22 protein-coding genes are annotated in these 25,353 nt (G+C 60.3%); 17 read left to right on the forward strand and 5 right to left on the reverse strand.

All coding sequences use genetic code 11. From position 1 onward, the window contains the following. The first annotated feature begins 129 nt into the window (after positions 1-129). The 4 genes from JHX88_RS00680 (at position 130) to JHX88_RS00695 (ending at position 6,375) form a co-directional block, all read left to right on the forward strand. On the forward strand, positions 130-1,986 hold the full coding sequence (locus JHX88_RS00680) for a TRAP transporter permease (RefSeq protein ID WP_076522329.1): 1,857 nt from the start codon (positions 130-132) through the stop codon (positions 1,984-1,986). A gap of 36 nt (positions 1,987-2,022) precedes the next feature. Continuing rightward, positions 2,023-3,720 carry a thiamine pyrophosphate-binding protein gene (locus JHX88_RS00685; protein WP_076522330.1) on the forward strand — a complete coding sequence of 566 codons (1,698 nt, stop codon included), beginning with the start codon at positions 2,023-2,025 and terminating at the stop codon, positions 3,718-3,720. 6 nt (positions 3,721-3,726) lie between these two features. Beyond that, positions 3,727-5,163 carry an FAD-binding oxidoreductase gene (locus tag JHX88_RS00690; protein WP_084202707.1) on the forward strand — a complete coding sequence of 479 codons (1,437 nt, stop codon included), beginning with the start codon at positions 3,727-3,729 and terminating at the stop codon, positions 5,161-5,163. Positions 5,164-5,364: 201 nt separating this feature from the next. Beyond that, entirely contained in the window at positions 5,365-6,375 is a 1,011-nt protein-coding gene (locus JHX88_RS00695) for a LacI family DNA-binding transcriptional regulator (protein ID WP_272848149.1), read from the forward strand. Positions 6,376-6,421: 46 nt separating this feature from the next. On the opposite strand, the gene JHX88_RS00700 is transcribed toward JHX88_RS00695, so the two are convergent. From JHX88_RS00700 to JHX88_RS00710, 3 genes are all read right to left on the reverse strand, one after another. Beyond that, positions 6,422-7,942 (reverse strand): tripartite tricarboxylate transporter permease, encoded by a 1,521-nt coding sequence (locus JHX88_RS00700; protein WP_076522332.1) that lies wholly within the window; start codon positions 7,940-7,942, stop codon positions 6,422-6,424. Beyond that, positions 7,942-8,415 (reverse strand): tripartite tricarboxylate transporter TctB family protein, encoded by a 474-nt coding sequence (locus JHX88_RS00705; protein ID WP_076522333.1) that lies wholly within the window; start codon positions 8,413-8,415, stop codon positions 7,942-7,944. Before JHX88_RS00705 ends, JHX88_RS00700 begins: the two co-directional genes overlap by 1 nt. Before the next feature lie 84 nt (positions 8,416-8,499). After that, positions 8,500-9,477 carry a Bug family tripartite tricarboxylate transporter substrate binding protein gene (locus tag JHX88_RS00710; RefSeq protein ID WP_076522334.1) on the reverse strand — a complete coding sequence of 326 codons (978 nt, stop codon included), beginning with the start codon at positions 9,475-9,477 and terminating at the stop codon, positions 8,500-8,502. A 305-nt stretch (positions 9,478-9,782) separates the two neighbouring features. Here JHX88_RS00710 and JHX88_RS00715 point away from each other — a divergent pair, with 305 nt between their 5' ends. Continuing rightward, positions 9,783-10,046, forward strand: coding sequence for an NIPSNAP family protein (locus JHX88_RS00715; protein ID WP_272848150.1), 264 nt, complete (start codon positions 9,783-9,785; stop codon positions 10,044-10,046). Between the two features lie 24 nt (positions 10,047-10,070). Here JHX88_RS00715 and JHX88_RS00720 read toward each other — a convergent pair whose 3' ends face one another. Beyond that, a complete protein-coding gene (locus JHX88_RS00720) occupies positions 10,071-10,799 on the reverse strand; it encodes a GntR family transcriptional regulator (protein WP_076522335.1) in 729 nt (242 codons plus the stop codon). A 223-nt stretch (positions 10,800-11,022) separates the two neighbouring features. On the opposite strand from JHX88_RS00720, the gene JHX88_RS00725 reads away from it, so the two are divergent. Genes JHX88_RS00725 through JHX88_RS00735 form a run of 3 tightly spaced genes read left to right on the forward strand, consistent with a single transcriptional unit; the run spans position 11,023 to position 14,460 of the window. Further along, complete coding sequence (locus tag JHX88_RS00725) at positions 11,023-12,552, forward strand: aldehyde dehydrogenase (NADP(+)) (RefSeq protein ID WP_076522336.1); 1,530 nt, start codon at positions 11,023-11,025, stop codon at positions 12,550-12,552. Positions 12,553-12,601: 49 nt separating this feature from the next. Next, complete coding sequence (locus JHX88_RS00730) at positions 12,602-13,504, forward strand: 5-dehydro-4-deoxyglucarate dehydratase (RefSeq protein ID WP_336389948.1); 903 nt, start codon at positions 12,602-12,604, stop codon at positions 13,502-13,504. Further along, positions 13,504-14,460 (forward strand): 2-hydroxyacid dehydrogenase, encoded by a 957-nt coding sequence (locus tag JHX88_RS00735; protein ID WP_076522338.1) that lies wholly within the window; start codon positions 13,504-13,506, stop codon positions 14,458-14,460. Before JHX88_RS00730 ends, JHX88_RS00735 begins: the two co-directional genes overlap by 1 nt. Before the next feature lie 30 nt (positions 14,461-14,490). On the opposite strand, the gene JHX88_RS00740 is transcribed toward JHX88_RS00735, so the two are convergent. Beyond that, entirely contained in the window at positions 14,491-15,252 is a 762-nt protein-coding gene (locus JHX88_RS00740; RefSeq protein ID WP_076522339.1) for a DeoR/GlpR family DNA-binding transcription regulator, read from the reverse strand. 138 nt (positions 15,253-15,390) lie between these two features. Between JHX88_RS00740 and glpD the strand changes: the two genes are divergently transcribed. The 9 genes from glpD (at position 15,391) to JHX88_RS00785 (ending at position 25,331) form a co-directional block, all read left to right on the forward strand. Next, positions 15,391-16,941: a glycerol-3-phosphate dehydrogenase gene (gene glpD, locus JHX88_RS00745; RefSeq protein ID WP_076522340.1), complete on the forward strand. Its 1,551-nt coding sequence runs from the start codon at positions 15,391-15,393 to the stop codon at positions 16,939-16,941. Then, entirely contained in the window at positions 16,938-18,005 is a 1,068-nt protein-coding gene (locus JHX88_RS00750) for an ABC transporter ATP-binding protein (RefSeq protein WP_076522341.1), read from the forward strand. The genes glpD and JHX88_RS00750 overlap by 4 nt, the downstream gene beginning before the upstream one ends. A gap of 20 nt (positions 18,006-18,025) precedes the next feature. Continuing rightward, positions 18,026-19,117, forward strand: a complete 1,092-nt coding sequence (locus JHX88_RS00755) for an ABC transporter ATP-binding protein (RefSeq protein WP_076522342.1) — start codon at positions 18,026-18,028, stop codon at positions 19,115-19,117. Next, complete coding sequence (locus tag JHX88_RS00760) at positions 19,117-19,983, forward strand: carbohydrate ABC transporter permease (protein WP_076522343.1); 867 nt, start codon at positions 19,117-19,119, stop codon at positions 19,981-19,983. Before JHX88_RS00755 ends, JHX88_RS00760 begins: the two co-directional genes overlap by 1 nt. After that, positions 19,983-20,804, forward strand: coding sequence for a carbohydrate ABC transporter permease (locus JHX88_RS00765; RefSeq protein WP_076522344.1), 822 nt, complete (start codon positions 19,983-19,985; stop codon positions 20,802-20,804). Before JHX88_RS00760 ends, JHX88_RS00765 begins: the two co-directional genes overlap by 1 nt. Positions 20,805-20,912: 108 nt before the next feature. Continuing rightward, positions 20,913-21,314, forward strand: a complete 402-nt coding sequence (locus JHX88_RS00770; RefSeq protein ID WP_084202714.1) for a DUF2160 domain-containing protein — start codon at positions 20,913-20,915, stop codon at positions 21,312-21,314. Positions 21,315-21,360: 46 nt separating this feature from the next. Further along, positions 21,361-23,073 (forward strand): ABC transporter substrate-binding protein, encoded by a 1,713-nt coding sequence (locus JHX88_RS00775; RefSeq protein WP_076522345.1) that lies wholly within the window; start codon positions 21,361-21,363, stop codon positions 23,071-23,073. Positions 23,074-23,203: 130 nt separating this feature from the next. Next, positions 23,204-24,679 (forward strand): glycerol kinase GlpK, encoded by a 1,476-nt coding sequence (gene glpK, locus JHX88_RS00780; RefSeq protein WP_076522346.1) that lies wholly within the window; start codon positions 23,204-23,206, stop codon positions 24,677-24,679. A 70-nt stretch (positions 24,680-24,749) separates the two neighbouring features. Beyond that, positions 24,750-25,331 carry a transglycosylase SLT domain-containing protein gene (locus JHX88_RS00785; RefSeq protein WP_076522347.1) on the forward strand — a complete coding sequence of 194 codons (582 nt, stop codon included), beginning with the start codon at positions 24,750-24,752 and terminating at the stop codon, positions 25,329-25,331. Positions 25,332-25,353 lie beyond the last annotated feature (22 nt).

Raw genomic sequence — 25,353 nt, forward strand, 5'->3', positions numbered from 1 at the left:
CCTGCAGGAAACCTGATCGGGGCGGAGTTATGGGAACTCCGCCCCATTCTGCATCCGATCCGTCTTGACGGAAGGAAATCGAGATCGCGCCGAGAGGTGCCGAGTTCGGTAGCGCCATAGGGGGAGCCCATGAACTTGACGATTTTGGACCGGAGCATACCGCTATTGGGGCGCATCGCACGCCTCATCCTGATCGGGATGGCGCTTTGGCATTTATACGTAGCGTTTGTCGGGCCGCCGAATCCTTATATCATGCGGGGCGTTCACGTTGCGCTGGCGCTGTTGCTGATCTTTCTTACGGTTGATTTCCGGGGGCGGCTCGTAGAGCGACCCAGATGGTACGATATCGGGTTCGGCGTTGTCGCCTGTCTGGCCGCGCTATATCCGTCACTGAATCTCGACTATATCTTCCAGCGCTTCCTGTATGTCGATCCGCTGACACCACGCGATACCGTTGTCGGGATCACCTTGGTGGTTCTGCTCCTTGAAGCCACGAGAAGAATGCTCGGGCCGATGCTGCCCATCACCGCCATCTGTTTCATGGCCTATGGGCTTTTGTTCACATCGACCTTGCCGAGCGTGATACTCGAGCAGCTTTTCATGACACCCGAAGGGATCTTCGGTATCCCGACCTCGGTCTCGGCGACCTATATGGTCCTGTTCATCCTGTTCGGTTCGCTGGTCGAACGGATGGGTGTAGGTCAACTTTTCATGGATTTCGCCGTGGCGCTGACCGGTAAGCAGGCCGGGGGGCCGGCCAAGGTGGCCTGCGTCACCTCGGGCATGTTCGGTTCGGTTTCGGGCTCTGCGGTGGCCAATGTGATGACCACCGGCACCTTCTCGATCCCGCTGATGAAGCGCATGGGTTTCAAGCCCGCCTTCTCGGGCGCGGTCGAAGCTGTCGCCTCGACGGGGGGGCAGATCATGCCGCCGGTCATGGGGGCAGCTGCCTTCGTCATGGCCGAGTATCTGGGGGTCAGTTATCTTCAGGTGGCAAAATACGCCATCGCACCTGCGGTCCTGTTCTATGTCGCGCTATTTGCGGCAGTGCATTTCGAGGCCAAGCGCAATGGCATCGGCTCGGTTCCGAAAGAGGATCAGGTGCCGATGGGGCAGGTGCTGCGCGAGCGTGGTCATCTGTTCCTGCCGCTGGCCATTATCATCGGTGTGCTGTTGAATGGCTATTCAGCGCCCTATGCGGCGCTCTGCGGGGTGCTGTCCGTCGTGCCCGTGGCGGCAATGCGCAAGACCACCCGACATTATGTGACCCTGGACAACGTTCTGGTTGCGCTTGAGAACGGTGCCCGCAACGTGTTGTCCATCGCGGCGGCCTGCGCCTGTGCGGGTATCGTCGTGGGTGTGATCGACATCACGGGGCTGGGGCTGTCTTTCTCGAATTTCGTGATCTCGGCGGCACAGGACAAGTTGCTTTTCGCGCTGCTGCTGTCGATGGTGGCGGGGATCATCCTGGGCATGGGAATGCCTACCACGCCCGCCTATATCGTTCAGGTCGCGCTGCTGGTGCCCGCGCTGGTCAAGCTGGGTGTGCAGGCCGAGGCGGCACATCTGTTCGTGTTCTATTTCGCCATCCTCTCTGCCATCACACCGCCGGTTGCCATGGCGGTCTATGCGGCCAACTCGTTGAGCCAGGCGAAGATCATCGAGGCGAGTATCGCGGCGATCAAGCTGGGGGCGACCGGCTTCATCGTGCCCTTCATGTTCGTCTACGAGCCGACAATCCTGATGCAGGGCGAATGGTTCCGCATCGTGATCGTGATTGCCCAGGCCACGCTCGGGGTGGTGCTGCTGGCAGCGTCTTTGCAGCGCTACTTCTTCGGCAAGCTGGAGAGGTGGCAAGTGGGGGTGCTATTCGTCGGGGCATTGTGCTTTATCTATCCCGATTGGCGTGTGACATTGTGCGGGCTCGCCTGTGCCGGACTGGTCTGGTTCCGTCAAAGCCTGCGTCAACCACGATCCGCCACGTAGCCGGGCAAATGATCCATGCGAGAAACGGAGACAAGCATGCTGCAATCAACCAATCTTCCAACCCGCAGCGGCGGTCAGATCCTTGTCGATCAGCTTTTGATCCATGGTGCCGACACCGCCTATTGCGTGCCGGGGGAAAGCTATCTGGAAGTGCTGGATGCGTTGCATGATGTGGAAGATCGTTTCACCCTGATCAACGCACGACATGAGGCCGGGGCGGCCAATATGGCCGAGGCTCATGGCAAGCTGACCGGAACGCCGGGCATCTGCATGGTAACTCGCGGTCCCGGTGCCTGCCATGCGGCTATCGGGGTGCATATCGCGCAGCAGGACAGCACGCCGATGATCCTGCTCGTCGGGCAGATCGCGCGGGGCACCACTGATCGCGAAGCGTTTCAAGAGGTCGATTACCGGGCCATGTTCGGCCCGATCGCGAAATGGGCCACGCAGATCGACGATCCGCGGCGGATTCCGGAATACATGGCGCGGGCCTTTCGTGTCGCGACCTCGGGCCGCCCCGGTCCGGTGGTTGTCGCGCTGCCCGAGGACATGCTGACCGAATGCGTGGCCGTTGCCGATGCGCGTCCATATGCCGCCACCGGCGCGGGTATCACGCCCGAGAACCTCGAAGCCGTGAAGGCCGAGCTGATGACAGCGGAGCGTCCCTTGCTGCTGGTGGGCGGCTCGGGTTGGGACGATGCCGCTGCCGGCGCAATCACCCGCTTTGCCGAGGCGAACAATATCCCGGTCACCTGTTCGTTCCGCCGTCAGGACATCGTTGACAACCTCTCACCGGTCTATGCGGGCGATTTCGGGACATCGACCGGCCCGACACTGTACAAGCACCTGGAAGAGGCCGATCTGCTGGTCGTCATCGGTGCGAGGCTGGGCGAGATGACGACGCGCACCTATACATCGCTTGATGCTCCCAATCCCGGCATCCGGCTGGTGCATATCCATCCTGATGCGGATGAGATTGGGCGCGTCTATTCCCCGGATTTGGGGCTGGCCTGCACGCCCGCCGTGATCGCCGCCTCGCTGTACGGCAGCGATCTGGGCAAGGCCGATACCTGGGCCGATTGGTGCGCCGCCCTGCATGGCGACTACCTCGCCGATACCGAGGCGCCCAACGGCGGCGAGTGGTCGCTGGATATGGGCGTGGCGCTGGCGCAGGTTCGCGACGAGTTGCCCGATGATGTCGTGGTGACGATGGATGCGGGTAATCACAATGGCTGGGCACAGCGTTTCCTGCGCTTCGCACGGCCGGGGCGCGTGCTGGGCTCGACCTGCGGCGCCATGGGCTATTCGGTGCCTGCCGCCGTCGCGGCATCGATCTCGAATCCCGAACGGCTGGTGTTGTCCTTCGTGGGTGATGGCGGCTTCCTGATGAGCGGCAACGAACTGGCCACCGCTGCGCAATATGGCGGCAAGCCGGTGGTGCTGCTGTTCAACAACGGCATCTATGGCACGATCCGCATGCATCAGGAGCGCGAGCATCCCGAGCGGGTGTCGGGTACGACATTGCAGAACCAGGATTTCTGCCGCATGGCCGAAGGGTTGGGTTGCCATGCCGAACGCGTGACCAGAACCGAGGATTTTGCCGATGCCCTGACCCGCGCGCGCGAAAGCGGTCGCCCCGCTGTTCTGGAGCTGGTGACAGACCCCGAACAAATCTCGACGCGCACCACGATCTCGGCACTGCGCCGTGCGGCCAAGGCAAAGCAGACGAGTTGAGAGAAGATGAGCTTTCCCCAATCTGATCTGGTCCAACGCGGGATATCCGACGAGTTTTACCAGGCATTGGAGGCCGCAGTCGGTGCGGCTCATGTCGTTGTCGATCCAAAGGCGATGGAACCGCGTCTGATCGAGGATCGCGGCCTTTATCGGGGATCGGCACTGGCGCTGGTGCGGCCCGGCACGACCGAAGAGGTCGCAAAGGTGGTGCGGGTTTGCCGCGCCGCCGCGGTGCCGATCGTGCCGCAGGGCGGCAATACGGGCCTGGTCGGCGGCGGTGTGCCGCAGGATGCGGTGGTCCTGGTGACGGACCGGCTGAACCGGATCCGCGCGGTCGATCCGCTGAACTCGACCATGACGGTCGAGGCCGGGTGTATCCTGTCCAATATCCAGCAGGCCGCGAATGATATCGATCGGCTGTTTCCGCTGTCCCTGGCCTCTGAGGGATCTTGCCAGATCGGCGGCAACCTTTCGACGAATGCGGGAGGAACGGCGGTGCTGCGTTATGGGAATATGCGCGAGCTGGTGCTGGGTCTGGAAGTCGTTTTGCCCGATGGTGAAATCCTGAATGACCTGAACGGGTTGCGTAAGAACAACACCGGTTACGATTTGCGCAACCTCTTTATCGGTGCCGAAGGAACCTTGGGGATCATCACCGCCGCAGTGCTCAAGCTGTACTCGAAGCCCGTTCTGCGGGCGACCGCGCTGGTGGCCTGCGAAGGGCCGCAAGCCGCGCTGGCATTGTATGACCGGCTTCGGTCGCGAAACGCGGACAGCCTGTCCACCTTCGAATATATTGAACGGATCGCGTTGCAGATGGTGCTGGATCACACACCCGGTTGCGCCGATCCGATGGCGCAGGAGCATCCGGCCTATGTGCTTGTCGAATTGACATCGTCCGATCCCGAAGCCGATCTGGATACCCGTCTGGAGGCGGCTTTGGCGGCGGCTTTCGAGGTTGAGGAAATTCTTGATGCCGTCATCGGGGCCTCCGAAAGTCAGCGCGACGCATTATGGGCCCTGCGCGAGAACCTGTCGGAAGCGCAGAAATTCGCAGGGGCGTCGATCAAGCATGATGTGGCGGTGCCGGTATCGAGGGTTGCCGAGTTTCTGATGACTGCATCGTCGGCCTGCCGTGCCCATGTCCCAGCTGTCCGGATCTGCCCTTTCGGTCATTTCGGGGATGGCAATATCCATTTCAATTTGTCCCGCCCGCTGGACATGTCGGATGCCGATTTCCTGGAGGAATATCCGGCTTTCAACCGTATCGTGCATGATATAGTTGCCGAACTGGGTGGTTCCATCTCCGCCGAGCATGGAATTGGATTGGTCAAACGGCAGGAACTGCGCCGCTACAAGGATCCGGTGGCGTTGAGAGTGATGGAGCAGATCAAGACGGTACTCGATCCCGAGGGGCTGATGAATCCGGGCAAGGTGCTTTGATCCCGCAGATCGGCGGGATCCCCTTCTAGTTCTGCATGCGCATTCATGACTTCGTCCGGTGCAAGTGGGACAAATGATATGCCTCTTAAATTTTATTGCTAATATTCGTCATGCCGATATGCTGCCCAACTCATGATCGGGGTGAATGCGCTTTCATGCTTGGATGAAAGCGGCATGAGTTGATGAAGTGGGGCGGCGCTGGTGTCAGGGAACGACAAGGGCGGGCGAGTGACGATGGCCGCGATCGGGCGGCTGGCCGGTGTTTCCCAGGTCACGGTATCCCGCGCGTTGAGCGAACCCTCGAAGGTTTCCGCCGACACCTTGCGGCGCATTCACCAGGCAATCGAGCAGACGGGTTTCGTCCCGAACGCGCTGGCCGGCGCTCTGGTGTCCCGCAAGAGCAAGCTGATCGGTGCGCTCGTGCCCTCGATTACCAGCATCGTCTATTCCGCGATGGTGCAGGCATTCGGAGAGCGGATGCGCGCGAAAGGTTATCAGATCCTCCTGTCGGAAACTGGCCATGCTTTGGAGGATGAGGAAAGCGCCATCATGCTGCATCTTTCGCGTCGACCCGACGCGATGATGCTGACCGGCATTCATCATAGCTCCAAGGCGCGAAAAATCTTGCTGGGGGCGGGAATTCCCGTCGTCGAGCTGTGGGATGTCACCGAGTCCCCCATCGATCTTTGCGTGGGCTTTTCGCATGGCGCGGCGGGCCGGGCGGCTGCGGATTTCGCGGTTGATGCGGGTTATCGCCAAGCTGCCCTTGTTCATGCCGGGGACGAACGGGCGCTGCGCCGCAAGGACGCCTTTGCGGAACGGTTCCGTGAGCGGATCGGCGGCAATCCCGCCGAGATCGACCTGAATGCTCCGGCCAGCCTCGGGCAGGGGCGATTGGCATTGAACCGGTTGATCGAAGAGGCTGGTTTCGAGCGTGGCCTGATCTTTTGCAGCTCGGATCTTCTGGCGCATGGTGTCGTGATCGAGGCGCAGGCGCGCGGGCTCCGCATTCCGCAGGAGATCGGTGTTTTGGGTTTCGGCGATCAGGAATTCGCCGCACATGTCCAACCTGCACTGACAACGTTGAACGTCGATCGGGAGGCCTTGGGCAGGCAGGCCGCCGAGGCACTGCTCTGCCGGATCGAGGGGGGACGGATCGGCAGACCTGTCTTCGATCTGGGCTTCAGGCTGGTGCGACGAGATTCGGCTTGATTGACTGATCGGATAGACGGCTTCTCGGTGATCCCGATTGTGTCCTCTATATGGGATCAGGTCCTGCCTTCGGCTTCCGGAACAGGATCATGTAGACCGCGAACAGGGTCAGCCCAAGGAAGAACAGGCTATCCGGGCTGGTCAGGAAGATCATTGGATTGCCGTCGTTCAATGACAGGGCACGGCGCAGATACTGCTCCAGATCGGGCCCCAGGATGAACCCGAGCAGCAGAGAGACCGTCGAATAGCCCTGCTTGCGCATCACGAAGGCCAGCACCCCGAAAATCAGAGCCAGGAACATCTGGAAGATCGAGTAGGTGGCGACATAGCTGCCGACCAGCGCCACAACTGCGATGGAGCTGTATAATAATCCCTTGGGGATCGAGACGATCCGTACGAAATAGGGGCCGAACAGATAGAGTGTCAGCGGGATCAGCACGAGAGCGCTGATGAACAGCGATGCCAGCATCGGCGCCAGCAAATCCGCCTGGTTTTCCAGAAGCCGAGGGCCCGGTTGCAGACCGTTGATGACCAGGACGCCCAAGACAATGGCTGTGGTTGGATCGCCAGGGATGCCGAACATCAGCATGGGTACGAAGGCACCACCACACATCGAGTTGTTGGCCGATTCTGCCGCCGCGATCCCCTCGCGCGAGCCTTTGCCATATTCTTCGGGCTTCTTCGATCCGCTGCGGGCGACCGCATAGGATACGAAACCCGCCATCGACCCTCCGGCTCCGGGCAGGATGCCGATGCCGTAGCCGATGAGGGCGCTGCGCAGATAGGTGAACAGGCCAATTTCGCGGATTTCGGACAGCGGTGGCAGAAAGTCACGGCGGCGAATTTTCAGGCCTTTCGCCTGCGACAGGTTCTGGCCGAGCGAGCTGCTCCAATTCTGTGCCTGGATCAGGACTTCGCTGACGGCGAAAGCGCCGATCACCAATGGCATGATATCGATGCCCTCGATCAGCGTTTCGGTACCAAAGCTGAAGCGTGGGATGGGTTGCAGAACATCGATACCGACAGTGGCCAGCATGATACCAAGGCAGGTGGCGGCCATGCCTTTCGGGATATTCTGCTTGTCGACGATGATGATCACCACCAGCGCGAACAGCACGAGCGAGAATTTCCCCGGAGTGCGGATCAAGAGCGACAGCTCTGCCGCCAGCGGCATGAAGGCCATCAGCAGGAGCGCGCCCACGCTCCCCCCGATCATCGAACCAAGCGCCGCATGGCCAAGGGCGTTCGCGCCGAGCCCCTTTTTCATCAGCCTGTTGCCCTCGATCGCCGTCATCATCGAGGACGGTGCGCCGGGGATATTGATGGTGGTTGCGGTGATCGAGCCGGAATACATTCCCGCCATGAAGATCGACGCGCACATGACCAATGCCGGGATCACATCGATCGTATAGGTGATCGGCAGCAAAAGCGCGATGGCGAGGACCGAGGTCAATCCGGGCATGGCGCCGAAAAACGTGCCGATCAGGAAGCCTGAGATCATGAAGGCCAGAACCTTCCAATCGGCCAATGCGGCGAAGCCGCCGGATAATGTCAGAAACATCTCCATCAGATCACGCCTCCGATGAGGGCTGGCAGGCGCACGCCGAAAATCCCGGCAAAAAGGCCATAGAAGACCGCCGTGACGGCGATGGCGTAAAGGATGAACTGCACAGGCTGCCGGGGTTTGAACTCGAATATCCGGAACAACGCCAGGACAAATAGTAGTGTCGACAGTGAATAGCCGATCGGCCGGAAGAGGAGGATATAAGCGGCGGTCGCGCCGACAACTAATAGCGGCCGCGAGAGGCCGGTTCCGGCATCTTCTTCTGTGGGCCGGCGCAATTCCTGAAAGATCACGACCAGCAATGTCATATACATGCAAATTGCGACCAGCAGAGGAATGGTCCGTGGTCCGATTTCGCCATCACCGGTGAACTGGGTTCGGATGTCGAAGGCCGCTGCCGTGTAGATGGCAGTCAATACGAGAAGGAAGAGGGGAAACAACATCCCCAACCGGAAGAATCGCTGCGATCCGTTCATTGCCCTGCTCCTGAACTGCCGGATGTCAGTTGGGTTCTGAACGGGCATCAGGATTTCCAATGCCCGTTCAACTCGTTCCCGATTCTATTTGGACATGACCCCGGCCTCGGCCAGCGCGTCCATTTTTGTGAAGAGTTCTTGCGCGGCTTCATCCGCCCATTGCGTCACTTCATCCTGGCCAAGCCAGTCGGGCGTCACGCCGACCTCTGCAACCCAGTTCTGGAACTCGTCGCTATCGAATGCGGTCTTGTAGGCGGCTTCAAGTGCTGCGATCGCTTCATCAGGCGTTCCGGCAGGGGCGGCCAGCACGATAAAGCTGCCATTTTGCAGATCAACGCCCTCTTCCTCGGCAGTGGGCACATCATAGGTCGGATTGCGGGTGTTCGAGAATTCGACGACGCCGCGAACCGTGTCATCCGCGATCAGATTGGCGAAATCGCCCAGACTGGTGAGCGCGATATCAACCTCGTCTGACAGGATCGCCTCTTTCTGCGGTGCTGCGCCGCCGGGATAGGAGACGATCTTGAACTCGGCCCCGGTCAGGTCCTGCAGTTGCAGAAGCGTCAGGTGAACGCGGCCCCCCAGGTTCTGGACCGCGACCCGAACCTGGCCGGGGTCCGCCTTGGCGGCGTCGATGACATCCTGTAGCGATTCGTAGTCGCTATCGGCATCGACGATCAGCGCATCCGGCTCGCTGGTGATGCGCGCGAACAATTTCAGCTTGTCCATCTTGTAGCTGGGCAGCATGTCCTGCCAGGGAATGGTGACGATACTGTCATATGTAAGCGTGCCGATCGTGTAGCCGTCGGGGATCGCGGCCATCACCTCGCCGATCCCGGTTGCGCTTACGCCGCCCTCGATATTCTCGACATAAAGAGATGCATCGTCGAATTGCTGCTCCGCCAGGCTGGTGATCTTGCGGACAATGCCATCGGTGCCTCCTCCTGCACCCCAAGGCACGACAACGCGGATGTCGCGCTCGGGAAAATCGGCGGTTGCCGCGATGGGGGTGAGGGAGCCGATCAGAATGGCCGCCGCGCCGAGCAAGGCTTTTCTATGCATGTCGTGGGTCTCCTCCTGTGACGGCTGCCCGCCGTCTTTTGAACTGGACTCGCGAAGGGAGTTTTCCCTGCGATCAGGCGTTTATGCCGGGATATGTCCGGCTGAAACGCGGGCTTCAGGGGCGTGAAAAGACATTCTCCCTGTTGCGCAATGGCCAACTAATACATTACTATATGACGCATGTCTATAGAGTTGAACCGGCGGATTGCCGGGTCGATTTCAGGCATGGCATCAGATTCGGAGGGAATTCAGTGATATACGACCATAGGACCTATATTTGCCGGCCGGGCACGATCAAGAAGCACATGAAGCTGTATGAAGAGCATGGCTGGAGCGTCCAGAGCCGTCATCTGGGCAAGCCCTTGCTGTATGGTGCTGTCGAAACCGGCGATGTGAATTCCTACGTTCATATATGGGTCTTCGAAAGCGCGGCGGATCGCGCCGCGAAACGTGCCGCCTTGCAGGCGGATCCGGATTGGCAGGCCTATCTCGCCAAGAGTGCTGAGGCTGGATATCTCATCAAGCAGGAAAACAAGATCCTTGTCCCGGCACCGTTCTTTGAAGGCTGACGGAGGCTTTTGTGCGGTGAGGCCCTATGAAGGCGCCGCGGGGGCGAAATATTCGGGATGGGATGCGCGGAACTCTTCCACCCAGTCCGACGGCTTGTACAGGTGATCGCGCATGGCGCCCATCGCCGCCAACTCGTCCCGTGTCTCGATCCCGCGAAGAATCGCCTCATGACCGCTGATGATGCTTTGCAACTTCTCTTTCGAGTGAATCTGCAGGCGTCTGACCCGGTCGAGATGCCCGGAGCGAGAGCGGATCAGGCTTCGCAGGTTGTCATGCCCCAGGCCCGTGAAGAGGATGCCGTGGAAATGCTCGTCAAGTTCCTGAAACAGCCTGAGCTGGCTCTGATCCTCGGCCACCCCGCGCTGCAACTCGATGACCGAGCGTCCTTGCTCCGTCACATCCGCGGCGCCCTGCCGTGCCAATTGGCGAACCACCTCGGTCTCAAGCGCCACCCGTAGCATTGACGCTTCATGGATCTTGGGAATGTCGATCAGGGTCACCGTTGTCCGGGATTGCGGAATGATCCGGACAAGATCGTCCTGTTCCAGTCGTTGCAGGGCATCGCGCAGCGGTGTCTGGCTGACCTCGTATTTTGCTGCAAGCTCCGTGCGCAGCAACCCGGTACCGGGCGGCAGGTCCAGTGACAGGATGCGCTGGCGGAGATCGCCGTAGATCCGGGCGGAGGCCAACGACCAATCGCGCGGCAAGCTGAGACGAACCAGATCCAGGGCGGCCTTCACCGACGTATTCATGCTTGCTTTCCCATTCCTTTTTCTTCGCGACATTGTTTCAACCTTATGCCAGTTGACCCGGGCGATAAACTAAAATATTAGTGCATATGAAATCTTCATCATTCGCACGGGTGATCTGCCCGGCGTCGGCATCAGGGCGGTCGCTTCTTCTGGCACTGCTGTGATCGAGAAACGGAATGGCCGGGCTGAGGCTGTGCAGGTTCGGAATGAAAGGTCAGCAATCATGAATGCGGATATTGGCAAATTTAGGCCACATGGCAAACATCTGATCGCGGGCGAATGGCTCGGTTCGGAGGGAAGTTTCCACTCCGAGCCAGCCTCGGGTGATGCGTTCGAATATTCGGTGGGTACGCCCCAGCTAGTGGATCGTGCCTGCGAGGCTGCTGAAGAGGCGTTCTGGACCTATGGCTATGTCAACCGGTCGGAGCGAGCCGATTTTCTTGACGCCATCGCAGACGAGATAGAGGCGCGCGCGGATCAGATCACCTGGATCGGCAGCGCGGAAACAGGCTTGCCAGAGGCGCGGCTGCAGGGGGAGCGGGGGCGCACGACCGGTCAGCTTCGGCTCTTCGCCAGCCATATCCGCAAGGGCGATTACCTGGACCGGCGCCATGACCAGGCGATGCCCGATCGTCAGCCGTTGCCGCGTCCCGATCTGCGGATGATCCAGCGGCCCATTGGCCCGGTTGCAGTCTTCGGCGCGTCGAACTTCCCGCTTGCCTTCTCGACGGCGGGGGGCGACACGGCGGCCGCTTTGGCGGCGGGTTGTCCTGTGGTGGTCAAGGGGCACTCGGCTCATCCCGGTACCGGCGAGATCGTGGCAGAGGCGATCCATGCCGCCATCGAGAAGGCCGGTATGCCCAAGGGCGTGTTCAGCCTGATTCAGGGCGGCAAGCGTGATGTCGGTCAGGCCTTGGTGCAGCATCCGCTAATCAAGGCGGTGGGGTTTACTGGCTCGCTTGGCGGTGGACGTGCCCTGTTCGATCTCTGTGCCGCCCGTCCCGAACCGATCCCGTTCTTTGGCGAGCTCGGCTCGGTCAATCCCATGTTCATCTTGCCCAATGCCGTGAAATCGCGCGGAGCAGAGATCGGTGCGGGATGGGCCGGATCGCTGGCCATGGGGGCGGGGCAGTTTTGCACCAATCCCGGTATCGTCGTCCTGCAGCGCGGACCCGAGGGTGACGCCCTTGTCGAAGCCGCGAAAGCTGCGCTTTCCGATATATCGCCCCAGACCATGCTGACCGGCGGGATTGCCGCTGCCTATCGTGACGGCAAGGCGCGCTTCGACGCCCGGAATGCGGTTCACCCCGTCCTGACCACGGAAAGCGGCGGTCGTTCGGCCAGCCCAAATCTGTATGAAACAGATGCGGAGGTGTATCTGCAAGACGACTCGCTTGGCCAAGAGGTCTTTGGCCCGCTTGGCCTCGTCGTCCGGGTCAATGATATCGATGAGATGCTGCGCCTAGCCAAGGGATTCGAAGGACAGTTGACCGCGACTATTCACATGGATGACGGCGATACGGATGCGGGGCGCCGCCTGTTGCCGATCCTGGAGCGCAAGGCTGGACGCCTGCTGGTCAACGGTTTCCCAACCGGTGTCGAGGTCGCCGATTCCATGGTTCACGGTGGGCCTTATCCAGCCTCGACAAATTTCGGGGCTACCAGTGTTGGCACCTTGTCTATCCGGCGTTTCCTGCGCCCTGTCTGTTATCAGAACCTTCCCCACGCCCTCCTGCCTGAAGATCTCGTCTGATCTCTGCCGGACCTGTGCAGGTATCCAATTCAAAGGAGCAATACCCATGATCAGCCCCAAAGACCTTCAGGAAATCATCCGCAACGGGCTTCTTTCGTTCCCCGTCACTCCTTTCGATGCTGAAGACCGCTTTGCGCCTTCGGTGTTCAAGGCGCATCTGGAATGGTTGGGGCAATACGAGGTGGCCGGGTTGATCGTTGCGGGTGGTACGGGCGAGATGTTCTCTCTCAGCCCGTCGGAAATCGTCGAGGTGGTCAAGGCCGCGCGCGAAGTCGCAGGCGATCGGCCGGTGCTGGCCGGTTGCGGATATGGCGTGCGCATGGCCTGTGACCTTGCGCAGGAGATCGAGGCGGCCGGTGGTGACGGTATCCTTTTGCTGCCCCATTACCTGACCGAAGGTCCGCAGGAAGGTGTGGCCGATCGCGTCCGGGCGGTCTGCAAATCCACCAATATGGGAGTCATCTTCTACAATCGCGGCCAATCGCGGGTTTCGGCGGCGACGCTTGAGCAACTGGCCGGGGAATGCCCGAACCTGATCGGCTTCAAGGACGGCACTGGAGACATCGATACGGTGCGCCGGGTGACTGCGATGCTGGGGGACCGGTTGTCCTATATCGGCGGCATGCCGACGCATGAGCTGTTCGCCCAGGCATATAAGGGCGCAGGCATGCCGACCTATTCCTCTGCCGTGTTCAACTTCGTTCCAGAGACCGCCTTGGCATTTCACAAGGCCTTGTCCAACGGCGACGATGCGGCCTGCGAGCAGATGCTGCGCGATTTCTATTATCCTTTCGCCCAGATACGTGACCGGCAGCCCGGCTATGCGGTCTCGGCGATCAAGGCCGGCGTGACGTTGCGCGGGTTCCAGTCCGGCCATGTCCGCGCGCCCCTGACCAGCCTGACCGGGGAAGAGCGCGAAATGCTGCAGGAACTGATCGGAGGGCGGAAGTAATGGCTATTGGACCGGTTGCTGTTCTCGAACCGATCACAGGCGAGGCTCAGGCTCGGATCATGGCGATCTGCGAGGGCTTCGATCTGCGATTTCCCAAGAGTGGTGCTCCCAAGAATTTCGCCGAGATTATCGGGGATGCGAAATATGTGGTTACGCGCGGGTTGCGGTTTCCGCCGGAGGTTCTCGAACGGGCGAATGCGCTGGAGTTGATCCATCAGTGGGGTACCGGCATCGATGGCATCCCGTTGGAGAAAGCCCGCGACCGGGGCATCGCGGTCGCTCGCAGTCCAGGTATCAATGCCCCGACCGTGGCCGAGGGAACAATTGCGCTGATGCTTGCGACGCTACGTCGCCTGCCGCAGGTTCATGCCGATTTTCGTAGCGGCCAATGGGACATGCCCGATCTGTGGAAACAGTCGCGGGATCTGGGGAGCTGCACGGTGGGGCTTGTCGGCATGGGCGCCATCGCTCAAGAGGTCGTCAAGCGATTGCGGGGGTTCGGGTGCGAGGTGATCTATACGCGCGCCTCGGGCCCATCCTCCGAGATCGATCTGCGCTTTGCCGATTTGCCCCAATTGTTGGCCGAAGCGGATATCGTCAGCCTGCATCTGCCACTGACCGAAACGTCCCGGCACCTGATCGATGCGACCGCCATCGCAAAGATGAAGCCGGAGGCAATCCTGATCAACACCTCGCGGGGCGGGGTGGTGGACGAGGCGGCGCTGATCGCGGCGCTACGCGAAGGCAGGTTGGGCGCAGCGGGGCTGGATGTATTCGACACCGAGCCGGCGAACCCGGACAACCCCCTGCTTGGAATGGACAGCACCGTGACCCTGCCGCATGTAGCGGCCAGGACATTGGACAATTTCGATCGCATGGTATCGCATTGGGCAGGAAATATCCGTGCGCATGCAGAGGGACGGCGAATCGACCCGGCCTGCATTGTGCTGGACTGACACGGGATCACGGCGCAAGCCGCAGGCCGATCACTCTGCCACGATGACCCTAGTTTCCCATTCGCGGCATTTCTGCGTCAACGGGCCGGGCAGGGGGCGATCCACGAAAACCGTGTCCAGTTCGGCCATGGAGATGATGCGGACGGGGGCGGAGCGTTCCAGCTTGCTCACATCGGTGACCAGAAAGCTCTTGCGGGCCAGTTCCGTGATGGCGCGGCTGACGCGGACCTCGGCCATGTCGAAATCCAGCAGATCGCCATCGGCATCCAGCGCGGAAGAGCCGATGATCGCGTAATCCGGCTTGAACTGCGTCATGAACTCGGTCGTCAGATCGCCTACTAGGCCGCCATCCGAACGGCGGAGCGCGCCACCGGCGACCATGATGTCGCAGCTTTCATTGGCGACTAGGATATTGGCGACATTCATGTTGTTGGTGATCACCGTCAGGTTGCGGTGATGCAAAAGCTCGCGCGCGACGGCTTCGGTCGTGGTACCCAGATTGATGATGATAGAGCAGTTGTCGGGAATCTCGGCCGCACAGGCGCGGGCGATCGTGGCCTTGGCGTCCTCGTTCATGCGGCGGCGTTCCTCGTAGCCGATATTGCTGACGCCGCTGCGCATCACCGCGCCGCCATGAACGCGATCCAGCACTCCCTGATCTGCCAGTTCGCCCAGATCGCGGCGGATGGTCTGCAATGTGACCTCGAAGCGTTCGGCAAGTTCCTCGACGCCGACGCGGCCTGTCACGCGGGCCAGATCCAGAATTTCCATCTGGCGGATGTTCAGCGCCATTTTGGCCCTCCCTTGCTGACCCCACGGAACCTTCATGCGCGCTTTTTGTCAATCCGAATGAAAACGCAAATTTGCGAAAAATATCGTTGACAAAACGCACGAGCGCGTGATCGGATATCGCGAGTTTAGGAGATCGCGATGCCGGATATAACCGACCTGTTCATTATCGGTGGCGGAATCAACGGCTGCGGCATCGCCAGGGATGCCTCCGGTCGCGGGCTGTCGGTCCGGTTGGCCGAGATGGGCGATCTCGCGCAGGCGACCAGTTCGAAATCGACGAAGCTGTTTCACGGCGGGTTGCGCTATCTGGAATACTTGGAAATCCGGCTGGTCCGTGAGGCATTGAAAGAGCGCGAGGTCCTGTTGCGTGCCATGCCGCATATCAGTTGGCCGATGCGTTTTGTCCTGCCTCTGGATCCGCAGATGACATTCGAGTCGCAGACACCGGTCTCGAAGTTGCTGGGCTGGTTGATGCCGTGGGACAGGGGGCATCGTCCGAACTTCCTGATCCGGGCGGGCCTATTCCTTTATGATAATCTGGGCGGACGCAGGATTCTGCCCGGCACACGCAGCCTGGACTTGACGGAGTCGCCAGAGGGTGCGCCGCTGCAGGCTCGGTTGTCCAAGGCATATGAATACAGTGATTGCTGGGTGGACGATGCCCGGCTGGTGGCGCTGAACGCGCGTGACGCGGCACAGCGCGGAGCCGAAATCCTGGTTGGCGCGAAAGTTGTCGAGGCGGTACGCGAAGGTGATCTTTGGCGTGTCATGCTGGAAGACGGGCAGGTGTTCCACGCGCACGCATTGGTGAATGCCGGAGGGCCGTGGGTCGGGCAGGTGATCCGGGATGTGGCTCATCTGCCCTCGACCGAATCCGTGCGGTTGGTCCGGGGCAGCCATATAGTGGTGCCGCGGCTGTATGACCACGACAAGGCCTATTTCTTCCAGGGAGTTGACGGCCGGATCATCTTTGCCATTCCATACCAGGACGATTTCACCCTGATCGGAACCACGGACCGTGACCATCAGGGGGCTCCTCTGGATGCGGAATGCACTCCGGAAGAGCAGCAGTATTTGTGCGATTTCGCATCGGAATATTTCAAGGCGCCGGTGACCCCGGATCAGGTTGTATGGACCTATTCCGGTGTGCGCCCGCTTTATGACGATGGTGCAAAATCGGCGACGGCGGCGACACGGGATTACGTGTTGTCGATGGACGAAGCGGGAGCGCCTTGTCTGAACGTCTTTGGCGGCAAGATCACCACTTACCGGCGGTTGGCCGAGCATGCGATGGAAAAGCTGGCATCGCATTTCGCGCAGACCGGGGCGGCATGGACTGCAGGTGCACCCTTGCCGGGCGGGGACTTCCCGGTTGATGCCGTGTCCCGGTTGATTGCCGATTTGCAGGCGGATTATCCTTTCTTGACTGAACGTTGGGCGGCGCGTCTGGTGCGCGCCTATGGCAGCGATGCGCGGATGATACTGGGCGATGCGAAGGATGCGGCTGCGCTTGGACGCGATTTTGGTGCTACGCTGACCGAAGCCGAATTGCGTTGGCTGATGGAACACGAATTCGCCCGGCATGCCGAGGATGTCGTCTGGCGTCGCAGCAAGTTGGGATTGCGGATGGATGTAAAGCAAATCGCCGCGGTGGAGGAGTGGATGCAGGAAGTGAGGGCCGCCGCATGACGCTGGAACTTCGCGGTGTCACTAAATCCATGGGCGGTGGGATGCATATCCATCCAACCGACCTGGTATTACAGCCCGGCAGCATGAATGTGCTTCTGGGGCCGACCCTGGCGGGCAAGACGACGCTGATGCGGCTGATGGCCGGGTTGGAACGCCCCACTGATGGGCAGGTTTTATGGAACGGTGAAGATGTCACCGGGCAGCGGGTGCAAGATCGCAAGGTCGCGATGGTTTACCAGCAGTTCATCAACTACCCGTCGATGAGCGTTTACGACAATATCGCTTCGCCCCTGCGGCTGATGGGCGTGGCCCGGGACGAGATTGACCGGCGCGTGCGTGCGACTGCCGATATGATGCGTTTGACCCCGATGCTGAAGCGTCGCCCGCTGGAACTATCGGGCGGGCAGCAGCAGCGTTGTGCCTTGGCGAGGGCGTTGGTCAAGGGGGCGGGGCTGGTGCTGCTGGACGAGCCGCTGGCCAATCTGGATTACAAGCTGCGCGAGGAGTTGCGGGTCGAGATCCCGCGCATCTTCGAGGAATCCGGGGCAATTTTCGTCTATGCAACCACCGAACCGGAAGAGGCGCTGCTTCTGGGCGGCAACACCGCGGCATTATGGGAGGGGCGGGTGACGCAATTCGGCCCGACGCCCCGGGTTTACCGAGCCCCCCGGGACGCGGTGACGGCGCGGGTGTTCAGCGATCCACCAATGAATTTCTCGACGGTTCGGCTGTCGAACGGGCGCGCCTTGATCGGTCAGTCGGAATGGCAGGTGGATCTGGCCGATGGCGAATACATGGCCGGGTTCCGGGCGGCGCATCTTTCCTTGGATGAGACACCGGGCGCAATGCCGTTGACCGCCGTTCTGGAATCGGTCGAGATCACCGGTGCGCAGACCTTTCTGCATCTGCGCCACGGTCGGAATAGCTGGGTCGGGCTGGTCGATGGCGTGCAGCGCCGGGAATTGGGGCAGGAACTGACGGTCTGGCTGGACCCGGCGCATATCTATCTGTTTACGCCGGGGGGTGATCTGGCCCGCACCGCGCCTTATGCCGCCGCCGCATAGGCGCCGGAGGGAGGAAAGACATGGCACGAATAACTCTGGAGAACCTGTCTCATAGCTATCTCCCCAACCCGTCGAAAGACGAGGACTGGGCGCTCAAGCCGATGACGCTGACATGGGAGGATGGCGGCGCATATGCGTTGCTGGGGTCATCGGGTTGCGGGAAATCGACGCTTCTTAATATCATTTCCGGGCTGCTGGTGCCATCGCGGGGGCGGATACTCTTCGGGGACCGGGATATGACCGGCCTGCCGACGATGGAGCGGAATATCGCGCAGGTATTCCAGTTCCCGGTCGTTTACGACACGATGAGCGTTCGAGAAAATCTGGCCTTTCCGCTGAGGAATCGGGGCCTGCCCGAGGATCAGATAACCGCACGCGTGGCCGAGATTGCAGAGATGATCGGGATGCATGATATGCTTGACCGCCGCGCCCGCGGGCTCACGGCGGATGCCAAGCAGAAGATCAGCCTTGGCAGGGGCATGGTCCGGCAGGATGTCAACGCGATCCTGTTCGACGAGCCTCTGACGGTGATCGATCCGCATATGAAATGGGAACTGCGCACCCAGCTCAAGGATCTTCATCGCCGTTTCGGGCACACGATGATCTATGTGACACATGACCAGACCGAGGCGCTGACCTTCGCCGATCAGGTCGTCGTCATGTATGACGGGCGCGTGGTGCAGGCGGGTACGCCCCAGGCATTGTTCGACGCGCCGGAACACACATTCGTCGGATATTTCATCGGCTCGCCCGGCATGAACCTGATGGATGCCCGGATCGAGGGCGCTGCCGCCCATATCGAAGGGGTGCAAGTGCCGCTGCAGCATGGTTACGGGGCGCCGCAAGGCAAAACTCAGCTTGGCATCCGCCCGGAATTCCTGCGGCTTGGCACTGGGCAGGAGGGACTGCCCTATGCAATTCGACGAATAGAGGATGTCGGCCATCACCGCATCATCCGCGGGCGCGTGGGGCCGGCGGATGTGAACGTGATCGCTCCCGAGGGTCAACCCATTCCTGCGGATGCGAACCGGGTGATCCCCGATCCCGTCCATGCACATGTTTATCTCGACGATTGGCGGATCGCCCCCTCGAACCAGGAAAGGGCTGCGTGATGGAGAAACCTGTCAATAATCGCGCATGGTTTCTGGTATTGCCGGTGCTGTTGCTGGTCGCATTCTCGGCAATCCTGCCGCTGATGACGGTTGTCAACTACTCGGTGCAGGACACATTCGGGCAAAACCAGTTTTTCTGGGCGGGATTGGATTGGTTCGAGGAGGTTATCCATTCTGACCGCATCCGCGCTGCCCTGGGGCGGCAGATCCTGTTCTCGGCGATCATTCTGGCCATCGAGATTCCGCTTGGCATCTTCGTAGCACTGAATATGCCGAAGAAAGGTATCTGGGCTTCCTTCTGCCTGGTCGTCATGGCGTTGCCATTGCTGATTCCGTGGAACGTGGTCGGTACGATCTGGCAAGTCTTCGGGCGGGTCGATATCGGCCTGCTGGGCTATGTACTGACCAAGCTGGGCATCGACTATAACTATGTGAACGACGCCATCGATGCGTGGATCACGGTCATCGTCATGGATGTCTGGCACTGGACCAGCCTGGTTGCACTGTTATGCTATGCCGGACTGCAATCCATCCCCGACGCCTATTATCAGGCTGCCAAGATCGATCAGGCCAGCCGCTGGAAGGTGTTCCGATATATCGAGTTGCCCAAGATGCAGGGCGTACTGCTGATCGCCGTGCTGCTGCGTTTCATGGACAGTTTCATGATCTATACCGAGCCTTTCGTTGTTACCGGGGGCGGTCCGGGCAATGCCACCACCTTCCTGTCCATCGATCTTGTCAAGATGGCGGTGGGGCAGTTCGACCTTGGTCCGGCGGCAGCGTTCAGTCTGATCTACTTCCTCGTGATCCTGTTAATTTCATTCGTGTTCTACACGGTCATGACCCGGGAAAAGGAGGGGGGTTGATGGCAGCCGTAGCTGAATCCAAAGGCCGGGGCGCTGCTTTGGTGATGGTGCTTTACCTGCTCTTTCTGATGCTGCCGATCTATTGGCTGCTGAACATGAGCCTGAAGACGAATTCCGAGATCCTCGGCACTTTCAGCCTTTGGCCGAAGAATCCGACGCTGGCCAATTACCGGACCATCCTGACCGATCCGAGCTGGTATATGGGCTATGTGAATAGCCTGACCTATGTGGTGATGAACACGGTGATCTCGATCACGGTGGCATTGCCTGCCGCCTATGCATTCAGCCGTTACCGCTTTATCGGTGACAAGCACCTGTTCTTCTGGTTGCTGACCAATCGCATGGCGCCGGCGGCGGTATTCGCCCTGCCGTTCTTTCAGCTTTATTCCTCGATCGGGCTGTTCGACACGCATATCGCCGTGGCCTTGGCACATTGCCTGTTCAACGTGCCGCTGGCCGTGTGGATCCTCGAAGGCTTCATGTCGGGCGTCCCGCGCGAGATCGACGAGACCGCCTATATCGATGGCTATTCCTTCCCGCGCTTCTTCGTGCGGATATTCATGCCGCTGATCGCGAGCGGCATCGGAGTTGCGGCATTCTTCTGCTTCATGTTCTCATGGGTGGAACTGCTCCTGTCGCGCACCCTCACCTCGGTCGATGCCAAGCCCATTGCTGCGACGATGACGCGAACGGTATCGGCATCTGGAATGGATTGGGGCGTGCTGGCTGCGGCGGGGATTCTAACGATCATTCCGGGCGCATTGGTGATCTGGTTCGTGCGGAACTACATCGCCAAGGGCTTTGCCTTGGGGAGGGTGTAAGACCATGGTTGGCGATATGACCGCGCATCTTCTTCTTCACGGAAATATCCCTGGGGGTCCGGGGGCAAGCAGCCCCCGGCTTTCGCGGGACGCAATCGAAGGGGTGGTATGATGCGCCGTTCGCTCAATCTCGGTTTCGGTATCGCCGGTCTGGTCTGGCTCGCCGTCATCGTCTGGCTGATCACGCAGGTGCCGATGCGCGACAATGCAAAGGATTGGACCGGTAGCCTCGATCCCGGCGGCTGGATGGCATGGACCCTGCCGACCGCACTGTTCTTTGCTGTCATCGCGGGACTTCTGATCGGCTTTACATGGCTTGCGATCCGCTTTCCCGAGACGCCACGGAAAGGTGTGCTCGGACTGATGACTACGCGCGGCGACCGGCTGTTTATCAGCATGCTGGGGTCGGCTTTCATCTGCCTGATCTGGCTGGGCGTGATGGGGATGCCGCTTTGGGGCGGGGTAGCCGTCGCCTTGATATACGCCGCAACGGTGTTCCGTTGGGTGTAACAACTGCCGGGCAATCATGATCCGGCAATAATATGGGAGGGAAACCATGAGACTACATTTGACCACCGCCATGGCGCTTGCGCTGATGGCGACGGCCGCGCAGGCGGGTATGGAGGAAGCGCAAGCCTTTCTCGATGCCGAAATCGACAACTCGGTCCTGACTCGCGAAGAGCAGGAGGCCGAGATGCAGTGGTTCATCGATGCCGCCGAATCTTTCAAGGGCATGGAGATCAACGTGGTGTCCGAGACCATCACCACGCATGAATACGAGGCCAAGGTGCTGGCCCCGGCTTTCAGCGAGATTACCGGCATCAAGATCACCCATGACCTGATCGGCGAGGGGGACGTTGTCGAAAAGCTGCAGACCCAGATGCAATCGGGCGAGAATATCTATGACGCCTATGTCAATGATAGCGACCTGATCGGAACACATTGGCGCTATCAGCAGGCGCGCAACCTGACCGACTGGATGGCAAATGACGGCAAGGACGTCACCAATCCGGGTCTGGATATCGATGATTTCATCGGCAAGTCCTTTACCACCGCGCCGGATGGGAATCTTTATCAGCTTCCCGATCAGCAATTCGCCAACCTGTACTGGTTCCGCTATGACTGGTTCAACGACCCCGAGATCCAGGCCGAGTTCAAGGAACAATACGGCTACGATCTGGGTGTGCCGGTAAACTGGTCGGCCTATGAGGATATTGCCGAATTCTTCACTGGCCGCGAAATCGATGGCAAACAGGTCTATGGTCATATGGATTATGGCAAGAAAGACCCCTCGCTCGGCTGGCGCTTTACCGATGCATGGCTGTCGATGGCCGGGAATGGTGACAAGGGTATCCCGAACGGCGTTCCAGTCGATGAATGGGGCATCCGGGTGGACGAGAACAGCCGTCCCGTGGGCTCCTGCGTGGCGCGTGGCGGGGATACGAACGGCCCGGCTGCGGTCTACTCGATCCAGAAATACCTGGACTGGATGGAGAAATACGCTCCCCCCGCGGCTCAGGGCATGACTTTCAGCGAGTCCGGCCCGGTTCCCGCACAGGGCGAGATCGCTCAGCAGATGTTCTGGTACACCGCCTTCACCGCAGACATGGTCAAGGAGGGATTGTCGGTCGTGAACGAGGACGGTACTCCGAAATGGCGCATGGCACCCTCGCCGCATGGCGCCTATTGGCAGGACGGGATGAAGCTTGGTTATCAGGACGCGGGATCCTGGACGCTTTTGAAATCCACTCCGGATGATCGCGCCAAGGCGGCTTGGCTTTACGCGCAATTCGTGACCTCCAAAACCGTGGACGTCAAGAAAAGCCATGTCGGGCTGACCTTCATCCGCGAGTCCTCGATCCAGCATGAGAGCTTTACCGAGCGTGCCCCGGAGCTGGGCGGCCTGGTCGAGTTCTATCGCTCGCCCGCCCGCCTGAACTGGTCGCCCACTGGCACCAATGTGCCGGACTATCCCAAGCTTGCGCAGCTTTGGTGGCAGGCCATCGGCGATGCCGCTTCGGGCGCCAAGACCGCGCAAGAGGCGATGGACAGCCTTTGTGCCGAACAGGAAAAAGTGCTGGAGCGGCTGGAGCGTGCGGGTGTCCAGGGTGATATCGGTCCGAAAATGGCCGAGGAGCACGACCTGGAGTGGTGGAACAACTACGCCAAGGAAAACGGGACTATCGCTCCGCAATTGAAACTGGAAAACGAAAAGCCGCAACCCGAGACCATCGGCTATGACGAGCTGGTACAAAGCTGGCAGGAGTAAGTTATCAGGCGCAAGGGGGCGGTCGCTTGGCTGCCCTCTTCTTCTTTGTCCAAATACCTTTGGGCCGACCTCGGCCCCGGATGCCTCCGGCGGAGGTATTTGCACAAAGAAGAAGGCAAGGGAATGAGAGATGACCATTCTGGCAATGGATCAGGGAACAACCTCGTCGCGGGCCTTGGTGTTCAGCGATGATCTGCAGGTGCAGGCGAGTGCGCAGCAGGAGTTCGAGCAGCACTTCCCCCGTTCAGGCTGGGTCGAGCATGATCCCGACGATATCTGGACAACGAGCGCGGCAACGGCCCGCGGGGCGATCGAAAAGGCGGGCAATCCACGCATCGACGCGATCGGGATTACCAATCAGCGTGAAACGGTCCTGATCTGGGACCGCAAGACCGGGCAGCCTATCCATCGCGCCATCGTCTGGCAGGACCGGCGGACTGCGGATCTCTGTCAACGGTTGAAGGATGAAGGCTGCGAAGAGGTGGTCAGGACAGTGACCGGGTTGCTGTTGGACCCCTATTTCAGCGCGACCAAGATCGCCTGGATACTGGATGAGGTAGAGGGAGCCCGGGCGCGAGCCGAAGCAGGAGAACTGGCGTTCGGCACCGTGGACAGTTTCCTGATCTGGAAGCTGACCGGTGGGCAATCGCATGTCACGGACGCGACGAATGCCTCGCGCACCCTGCTTTATGACATTCGCAAGGGCGAATGGTCGGACGAGATGTGCCGGCTGTTCGGCGTGCCGCGCGCGATGTTGCCGGAGGTTCGCGATTCTGCGGCGGAATTCGGGACCACCCGCGCCGATCTGTTCGGGCGCGAAATTCCGATCCTTGGCGTGGCGGGCGATCAGCAGGCGGCAACCGTCGGGCAGGCCTGTTTTGCTCCGGGCATGATGAAATCGACCTATGGCACAGGCTGCTTTGCGCTGTTGAACACCGGCGATCAGGCGGTGACTTCCGAGAACCGGCTGTTGACCACCATCGCCTATCAACTGGACGGTAAGCCGGTCTATGCGCTGGAGGGTAGCATCTTCATTGCCGGGGCGGTGGTGCAATGGCTGCGCGACGGGTTGATGCTGATCCGCGAAGCGAGCGAGACGCAGGCTCTGTCGGAACGCGCCGATGACAGTCAGCAGATCATCATGGTGCCCGCCTTCACCGGGCTGGGCGCGCCGCATTGGAACCCGCAGGCGCGCGGAGCGATCTTTGGACTGACGCGGAATACCGGCCCGGCAGAATTCGCACGGGCCGCGCTGGAAAGCGTGGGTTTTCAGACTCGCGATCTGTGGCAGGCGATGCGCGCCGACTGGACAGAGGCTGGCGATGCTGTCCTGCGGGTTGATGGCGGAATGACCGCCAGCGAGCCGGCAATGCAGTTCCTGGCAGATATTCTTGGCGCGCCGGTGGATCGACCCGAGAATACTGAAACCACCGCGCAAGGAGCAGCCTGGCTGGCGGGTTTCCGCGCCGGTCTGTGCCCCGGCCCGGACGAATATGCCAAGGCTTGGCGCCTGGATCGACGGTTCGAGCCGAAAATGGACGAATCCCTTCGCCAGCAGCGATATTCCGCTTGGCAGCGTGCTGTCGCGGCTGTCATGTCCGTCTGACTTCCGGCTTTGTGATTTCACCTCGGCGTGTTTTCACGTATTATTGCGGGAAAACGACAAGAGGGCAGTGATGAACAGGTTTCTGAAACTCGCGATCGTCGCGCTTGTCGCCTCATGCGGGGGCGGCAACTACAAGGCGCCACGCAACCTCGATAATGCATGCGCAATCGTGGCAGAACGTCCGGCCTACCTCCGCGCGATGAAAAAGACCGAACGGCGATGGGGGGTGCCCGTCCATGTGCAGATGGCGACGATACATCAGGAATCCAAGTTCATCGGTGATGCACGGACACCTCACAAATATCTGCTGGGCGTGATCCCCGTTGGTCGCCAAAGCAGTGCTTACGGTTATTCGCAGGCCTTGGACGGGACCTGGGAGGAGTATCAGCAGAAAACCGGAAACAGGCGGGCGCGGCGCAACGATATCGATGACGCCACCGATTTCATGGGCTGGTACATGGATGGCTCCTACAAGAGGTTGGGTATCTCGAAATGGGATGCGACCTCGCAATATCTGGCATATCATGAGGGACGTGGCGGTTATGCTCGCGGTTCATACCGGTCGAAATCCTGGTTGATGGGGGTGGCGAACAAGGTGGGCAGTCGGGCACAGACCTATCGTGCGCAGTTGTCCTCTTGTGGACGGGCGTGATTACGACAGCGATGAAACCGGG

Source organism: Paracoccus saliphilus, assembly GCF_028553805.1.
Lineage (GTDB): Bacteria > Pseudomonadota > Alphaproteobacteria > Rhodobacterales > Rhodobacteraceae > Paracoccus > Paracoccus saliphilus.

Bases quoted from the DNA above. Each gene is read 5' to 3' on its own strand.
- JHX88_RS00680 (WP_076522329.1), top strand. From the start codon at position 130: ATGAACTTGACGATTTTGGACCGGAGCATACCGCTATTGGGGCGCATC.
- JHX88_RS00685 (WP_076522330.1), top strand. From the start codon at position 2,023: ATGCTGCAATCAACCAATCTTCCAACCCGCAGCGGCGGTCAGATCCTT.
- JHX88_RS00690 (WP_084202707.1), top strand. From the start codon at position 3,727: ATGAGCTTTCCCCAATCTGATCTGGTCCAACGCGGGATATCCGACGAG.
- JHX88_RS00700 (WP_076522332.1), bottom strand. From the start codon at position 7,942: ATGGAGATGTTTCTGACATTATCCGGCGGCTTCGCCGCATTGGCCGAT.
- JHX88_RS00705 (WP_076522333.1), bottom strand. From the start codon at position 8,415: ATGAACGGATCGCAGCGATTCTTCCGGTTGGGGATGTTGTTTCCCCTC.
- JHX88_RS00710 (WP_076522334.1), bottom strand. From the start codon at position 9,477: ATGCATAGAAAAGCCTTGCTCGGCGCGGCGGCCATTCTGATCGGCTCC.
- JHX88_RS00715 (WP_272848150.1), top strand. From the start codon at position 9,783: ATGAAGCTGTATGAAGAGCATGGCTGGAGCGTCCAGAGCCGTCATCTG.
- JHX88_RS00720 (WP_076522335.1), bottom strand. From the start codon at position 10,799: ATGAATACGTCGGTGAAGGCCGCCCTGGATCTGGTTCGTCTCAGCTTG.
- JHX88_RS00725 (WP_076522336.1), top strand. From the start codon at position 11,023: ATGAATGCGGATATTGGCAAATTTAGGCCACATGGCAAACATCTGATC.
- JHX88_RS00735 (WP_076522338.1), top strand. From the start codon at position 13,504: ATGGCTATTGGACCGGTTGCTGTTCTCGAACCGATCACAGGCGAGGCT.
- JHX88_RS00740 (WP_076522339.1), bottom strand. From the start codon at position 15,252: ATGGCGCTGAACATCCGCCAGATGGAAATTCTGGATCTGGCCCGCGTG.
- glpD (WP_076522340.1), top strand. From the start codon at position 15,391: ATGCCGGATATAACCGACCTGTTCATTATCGGTGGCGGAATCAACGGC.
- JHX88_RS00750 (WP_076522341.1), top strand. From the start codon at position 16,938: ATGACGCTGGAACTTCGCGGTGTCACTAAATCCATGGGCGGTGGGATG.
- JHX88_RS00755 (WP_076522342.1), top strand. From the start codon at position 18,026: ATGGCACGAATAACTCTGGAGAACCTGTCTCATAGCTATCTCCCCAAC.
- JHX88_RS00760 (WP_076522343.1), top strand. From the start codon at position 19,117: ATGGAGAAACCTGTCAATAATCGCGCATGGTTTCTGGTATTGCCGGTG.
- JHX88_RS00765 (WP_076522344.1), top strand. From the start codon at position 19,983: ATGGCAGCCGTAGCTGAATCCAAAGGCCGGGGCGCTGCTTTGGTGATG.
- JHX88_RS00770 (WP_084202714.1), top strand. From the start codon at position 20,913: ATGATGCGCCGTTCGCTCAATCTCGGTTTCGGTATCGCCGGTCTGGTC.
- JHX88_RS00775 (WP_076522345.1), top strand. From the start codon at position 21,361: ATGAGACTACATTTGACCACCGCCATGGCGCTTGCGCTGATGGCGACG.
- glpK (WP_076522346.1), top strand. From the start codon at position 23,204: ATGACCATTCTGGCAATGGATCAGGGAACAACCTCGTCGCGGGCCTTG.
- JHX88_RS00785 (WP_076522347.1), top strand. From the start codon at position 24,750: ATGAACAGGTTTCTGAAACTCGCGATCGTCGCGCTTGTCGCCTCATGC.